The sequence below is a fragment of the Staphylococcus sp. GDX8P80P genome (assembly GCF_017893095.1).
In the GTDB taxonomy this organism is placed as follows: domain Bacteria; phylum Bacillota; class Bacilli; order Staphylococcales; family Staphylococcaceae; genus Staphylococcus; species Staphylococcus borealis.
This window is the reverse complement of the sequence record NZ_JAESMI010000155.1, coordinates 1-6,462: the sequence shown is the minus strand read 5'-3', so window position 1 is coordinate 6,462 and position 6,462 is coordinate 1. Positions and strand designations below refer to the sequence as shown.

Genomic DNA, 6,462 nt, shown 5'->3' with positions numbered 1-6,462 from the left:
TGGGACATAAATAATATAATAATGCTATTTTGCAAATTCGCAGTAGCTGACTGAACTGAGAAGGCGCTTAATTCAAGCTTTTCTCAGTTCTAGTCACCCTTGCGGGCGGGGCCCCAACAAAGAGAATTTCACTAAGAAATTCTACTAGCAAAGCAAGTTGGGAGTCGGGGCCCCGCAAAGAGAATTTCATCAAGAAATTCTACAAACAAAGCAAGCTGGGAGTGGACGACGAATTCAAAAAGAATTCTGTCCCACTCCCATGACAAAGATGTGTCGATTTTGTTATAAAAATTTTGCTCAATTCAAATGAATTTTAGTATATAATACTGTGTAACACCGATTGAAAGGAGCAACTTATGAATTTACATAACATTAACTTAGTTTCAGGTATTTTATGCTTATTATCATTTCTATTAGTAGTTTCAATTATGTTTACTAGCATGTTCTGGTTTCTTCCAGGATTGTTCGTCATGTTATTAGCTATTATTGCGAGTGTTATAGGCATCTTAAAAGGCAACAAAGCCATTAATATTACAATGTTGATTTTAAATATTGTATTTTTAGTTATTTTTTCAAGCCCGTTATTACTAGCATAAGCGTGTGAGAAAATCATATATTTTGAATTGATATAAGATAGCGGCTACAGAAATTAATCGATAACATTAATTTCTGTGGTCGCTTCTTTTTATTACGTCTTTATAAGGGTAAGTAGAAGGTATAACTAAAGATAACTAAGGGGGATTTATCATGGACGTAAGATTTCCGATAGGAGAATTTGAAGCACCTAGTAACCCGACATTAGTCGATGTGAAGGAATGGATGAGTGACATAGAAGTGTATATTGACCATCTTAGTGCAACGGTCAATTCGCTAACTGATGCGCAATTAGCACGTCGTTATCGAGAAGGCAGTTGGACAGTCAGACAATTAGTACATCATATCGCAGACTCTCAAATTAATTTATATGAAAGATTGAAAATGGCGCTTACTGAGACACAGATAACAGCATATATGTTTGATCAAGAACGTTGGGCCGAACTACCAGATTCAAATTTACCTATCCAAGTATCAATGAATATTTTAGATGGGCTCAATCAACGCATTGTTGAAATGGGGAATCATGTTACAGAAGATGATTTAAAACGTTCGATTAAGCTTTCAGATGGTAGCCAAGTACCAGTTTCAGAATTATTGGCAAAATTATCATGGCATGAGCGTCATCATCTAGAACATATCAAGATTGCTTTATCAGACCAAGGTCTGTCACAAGCATAACGTGTTCAAAAATAATTATATGAAGAAGACTCTACAACCTAAGAATGAACTTTATCAAAAGTAAGTGTTAATAAGCATACTACAAGGATAAAACTGTTATAATCTGAACTTACTAAGAGATAGATAGGGGAGGAAGTTTCATGAAGGAACAAGTTTTAGTAACTGGAGGTACAGGCTTCTTAGGTTTGCGTATAGTCGCGGCGTTGTTAAATCAAGATTATGGCGTACGTGCAACAATTCGTTCATTGTCTAAGAAAGAAACGGTACTTGAAGCATTGAAAGCACAACAAATTGACACGCAAAACCTAGCGTTTGTTGAAGCGGATTTATCTAAAGATGATAACTGGGAAGAAGCTATGGAAGATTGTACATATGTCATGAGTGTCGCTTCGCCTGTAATAATGGGGAGTATAAGTGTGACCGATGAACACGCCATTAATAAACAAGCAGTTGAAGGGATTCAACGTATTTTAAGAGCTGCTGAGAAGACAGATGTCAAACGTGTCATTATGACAGCAAACTTTGGGGCAGTTGGATTTAGTAATAAAAATAAGTCGACTGTGACAACAGAAGCATATTGGACTGACCCTAATGAAAAAGGATTGTCTGTGTATGAAAAATCTAAATTGATTGCAGAACGCGCAGCATGGGACTTTGTTAAAGCGACTGAAAATCATATTGAATTTGCGACAATCAATCCCGTTGCAATACTTGGTCCTTCGTTGAATCAACATATGTCATTGAGCTTCCAATTTGTAGAGAATATCGCCAGTGGCAAAATGAAACGTATCCCTAATATCCCAATGAATATTGTCGATGTCAGAGATGTGGCATTAATGCATGTTTTAGCAATGAAGACACCTGAAGCCAATGGCAAACGTTTTATTGCTACTGCAGATGGACAAATTACTATGCCCGAAATTGCACAATTAATTAAACAAGAACGCCCTAAACTAGCAGACAATATTTCAACTAAGACAATTCCAGATTTTGCGATTAAGTTAGGCGCTAGATTTAACAGTGAAGCACAAGAAGGTAAGTTATTACTTGAAATGAATAGAAATGTCAGTAACCAACAAGCGCGAACAATTCTAGGATGGACACCAAACTACACACAAGAAGAAGCCATCTTAGCATCTGTTGACTGTATGATAGAACACCACATCTTAAAATAAATATAAGTGAATACGCCATTTAAGGTAGCACCTTTATCTATAATATTGTAATTAGAAGATAAAGGTGTTTTTTTACTTACAAAATTTGGAAAGCGCTTACTTTTCTCTTGTTTCATGAAAAATACATATGCTAGTATAAATCTATGATAACGTTTTCATAACAAAAAGTAAGGTGAAACGATGAATAATACAGAGGTTAAACAATTTATTGAAGCAGGACATTTAACGGTTGGTATTGAATTCGGATCAACTCGAATTAAAGCGATTGCGATTGATGATCAATGCCAAACACTCGCAACAGGTTCATTTGAATGGGAGAACAGTTACCGTAACGGTTATTGGACATATTCGATGAATGACGCATGGGTAGGTATTCAACGTGCTTATGGTGCAATGACGCAAGAACTTAAAGACAAATATGATGTGACAGTGCGTCAACTCGCTTCATTAGGTATTAGTGGTATGATGCATGGCTACTTACCATTTGATGACAATGATGATTTACTCGTGCCATTTAGAACTTGGCGTAATAACAATGCTAATAAAGCAGCTGAACAATTGCGTGAAGATTTCCAAGTCAATATTCCAGAACGTTGGAGTATTGCGCAACTTTATCAATCAGCATTAGATCAAGAAGCACATGTTGAGAAAGTACGTTATATGACGACGCTTGCGGGATACATACACTGGTATTTAACTGATGAGAAAGTATTGGGTATCGGAGATGCATCAGGCATGTTCCCAATTGATAGTGAAACACAAGACTATCGTGAAGATATTATTCAGCGTTTTAATAAGAAATTTTCTGAAAAGGGTTACACACAAGACATAAGAGATCTCTTACCTAAAGTGGTTGTGGCAGGAGAGTATGCCGGACGTCTTACGGAAACGGGTGCGAAATTAGTAGACCCGAACGGTGAGTTACAAGCTGGATGTCCATTATGTGCACCTGAAGCAGATGCCGCTACAGGAATGGTAGCGACGAATAGTGTAGCACCAAGAACAGGAAATATTTCGGCAGGTACAAGTATCTTCTCAATGATTGTTCTTGAAAAGCCAATCAAAGATGTATATCCAGAGGTAGATATTGTTACAACACCAGATGGTTATGAAGTAGCAATGATTCATGCGAATAACTGTACATCAGATATTAACGCGTGGGTTGATCTATTTGGCGAAGTCTTTGAAACGATGGGCGTTCAATATGATAAAGGTGAACTATTTACCAAATTGTTTGAACGTGCTTTAAAAGGCGATGATGATTTAGGTAAGTTATTGTCATTTGGTTATATTTCAGGTGAATTTATTACAGATGTACAACATGGCTATCCAATGCTTGTACGATCAGTAGATAGCAATTTTAATTTAGCTAACTTAATGAAGACACATATTTATAGCGCATTTAGTACGTTGAAAATTGGTATTGATTTACTAAAAGAAAAAGAAAATATTCATATTGATTCAATGTTTGGTCATGGTGGCATCTTTAAGACTGAAAAAGTTGCGCAATCCTTCTTAGCGGCCGCTTTAGACAGCCCAGTGCGTGTCATGCAAACTGCGAGTGAAGGTGGCGCTTGGGGTATCGCTGTCTTAGCAAGATACATGATTGAAACAGAGACATCTAATTTAGCAACTTATTTAAATGATTTCGCATTTAAAGGAACAGAATCTATGACTATTACGCCAACTGAAGAAGAAGTTGCACATTTTGAACAGTATACAGAACGTTTTAAACAAGGCATTCCACTTGAACGTCTTGCGCATGAACAATTTCATTCAGAACATAAATAACAACTAATAAACAAAGGTAGAAAGTGGGATTAAAGTGACGAACGAGATAGAAAAACGAGAGCGTCAATTTTTAGGATTGCCTATGGTATTAATATGGGGTTACATTGCCGTAGCAATCTTCATGACCGGAGATGGTATGGAACAGGCGTTTTTATCTAAATATATTATGAGCCTGGGCTTTGATAATTCAGAAGCTGGTAATGTCTTAACCGTTTATGGCTTAGTAGTAGCAATTGCTTCGTGGTTATCAGGTGTGATGGCTGAGATTTTTAGCCCAAGACGTGTGATGACATTCGCATTTATCATTTGGATGGTCTTCCATGTTGGATTCTTAGTCTTTGGTTTAGAACAACAGAACTATGCCATGATGATGATCATGTATGGTATTCGTGGTTTAGCATATCCAATGTTTATTTATAGCTTTGTCGTATGGATTACATATTCTTCACCAAGTTACAAGCTTGCGTCAGCCATGGGTTGGTTCTGGGCAATGTATTCAATTGGTATAGGTGTATTAGGTTCATATTTACCAAGCTTTTCAATTCCAGTGATTGGTGAGATGGGCACTTTATGGTCAGCATTAGTCTTCATCTTAATTGGTGGATTAATCGCGATGTTCTTAGTTAAAGATAAAAAAGGTGAAGACGTAGAAGCGCAACATATGACTAAGAAAGAAATGTTAAGAGAATTTGGTCGAGGGATTACTATTCTTAAAAATAAGAATGTAGCAGTTGCCTTTGTCGTACGTATTATTAACCAATTGTCATTATTCGGCTTGGTTGTATTCTTACCTCATGTTTACACTGCAGATTTCGGTTTCACTACGTCAGAATGGTTACGTGTATGGGGCTTAATGTACATTATTACCATATTCACAAACTTATTCTGGGGTATTATGGGTGATAAAATTGGTTGGGTACGTCAAGTCCGTTGGTTCGGTTGTATTGGTATGGCCGTATCCACATTAGCGTTTTATTACTTCCCATCATGGAGTGGGCCTAATATCATTGTGACAACGTTAATTGCGATTATGTTTGGTTTCGCAGTTGCTGCGTTTGTCCCAATGTCAGCTATATTCCCAACGTTAGTCCCAGAACATAAAGGTGCAGCAGTATCTGTACATAACCTAGCCGCAGGATTAAGTAATTTCCTGGGTTATGGACTTGCAAGTGTGATGCTCATCTTCGCTTCAGCAGAAGTGACTATTTGGGCTTATGCAGTGATTTATGTATTAGGCTTTGTTCTTACATTCTTTATGAAAGTACAACAGCCTGGAAGACAAGTCAAAACAACAATTAGTTCACAATCAAATTAAAAAGGATGATAAAAATGACAAACATTATTGATCAATTTAAAGTAAACGGTAAAGTAGCAATCGTAACAGGTGGTGCCATGGGTCTAGGTAAAGCGATGGCAGAAGCATTGGCACAAGCAGGCGCAGATATTGTAATTGCAGACATTAAATTAGACTTAGCACAAGAAACAGCGAAAGCAATTGCTGATAATGAAGGCGTTAAAACGACAGCATTAAAAGTAGACGTAACTAATCCAGAAGACGTTAATAAAATGGTGGATGACGTCGTAAATGAGTATGGCAAAGTAGATATCTTAGTCAACAATGCGGGTATGACAATTAATGAAAAAGCAGAAGATGTGTCTTACGAAAATTGGTTAAAAGTAATTAACTTAAACTTAAATGGTGTCTTCTTAGTAGCACAAGCAGTAGGACGTCAAATGATCAAACAAGGCTATGGTTCAATCATTAATACCTCATCTATGTCAGGCTTAATTGCCAATAAACCTCAAGAACAAGCATCTTATAATGCGTCTAAAGCAGGCGTTATCATGTTAACGAAAAGTTTAGCAATGGAATGGTCTAAATATGGCATCAAAGTAAACACAATTGCGCCAGGATACATGAAAACGGCATTAACTGAACCAATGTTTAATACTGGTGGCGAAATGATTGACTATTGGATGGGAGCAACACCAATGGGTCGTCCAGGTGAACCAGAAGAGCTAGGAGGCATTGTTGTATACCTTGCATCAGATGCGTCATCATTCGCACAAGGTAGCGTATTTACAATTGACGGTGGTTACACAGCATTATAATCATATTTAATGATTGACAAAGATAAATAGTTACAATATACATCTCAACAGTAGGTGAAAATCTATCTGTATGAGGTGTATTTTTTTATGGTTCTAAGAGAAATGCGGT

Annotated in this window: 6 protein-coding genes; all 6 read left to right on the top strand. The window is 37.0% G+C overall.

Going from position 1 to position 6,462, the window contains the following annotated elements:
• The first annotated feature begins 356 nt into the window (after window positions 1-356).
• The 6 genes from KA858_RS11735 (at window position 357) to KA858_RS11710 (ending at window position 6,353) form a co-directional block, all read left to right on the top strand.
• Complete coding sequence (locus KA858_RS11735; protein ID WP_210135782.1) at window positions 357-596, top strand: hypothetical protein; 240 nt, start codon at window positions 357-359, stop codon at window positions 594-596.
• A gap of 151 nt (window positions 597-747) precedes the next feature.
• Window positions 748-1,275 (top strand): YfiT family bacillithiol transferase, encoded by a 528-nt coding sequence (locus tag KA858_RS11730; RefSeq protein ID WP_210135781.1) that lies wholly within the window; start codon window positions 748-750, stop codon window positions 1,273-1,275.
• A 140-nt stretch (window positions 1,276-1,415) separates the two neighbouring features.
• Window positions 1,416-2,450, top strand: a complete 1,035-nt coding sequence (locus KA858_RS11725) for an SDR family NAD(P)-dependent oxidoreductase (RefSeq protein WP_210135780.1) — start codon at window positions 1,416-1,418, stop codon at window positions 2,448-2,450.
• A 180-nt stretch (window positions 2,451-2,630) separates the two neighbouring features.
• On the top strand, window positions 2,631-4,241 hold the full coding sequence (locus tag KA858_RS11720; protein ID WP_107629329.1) for a xylulokinase: 1,611 nt from the start codon (window positions 2,631-2,633) through the stop codon (window positions 4,239-4,241).
• Window positions 4,242-4,275: 34 nt separating this feature from the next.
• On the top strand, window positions 4,276-5,556 hold the full coding sequence (locus KA858_RS11715) for an MFS transporter (RefSeq protein WP_348634761.1): 1,281 nt from the start codon (window positions 4,276-4,278) through the stop codon (window positions 5,554-5,556).
• Window positions 5,557-5,570: 14 nt separating this feature from the next.
• On the top strand, window positions 5,571-6,353 hold the full coding sequence (locus KA858_RS11710; RefSeq protein WP_053030120.1) for a glucose 1-dehydrogenase: 783 nt from the start codon (window positions 5,571-5,573) through the stop codon (window positions 6,351-6,353).
• Window positions 6,354-6,462 lie beyond the last annotated feature (109 nt).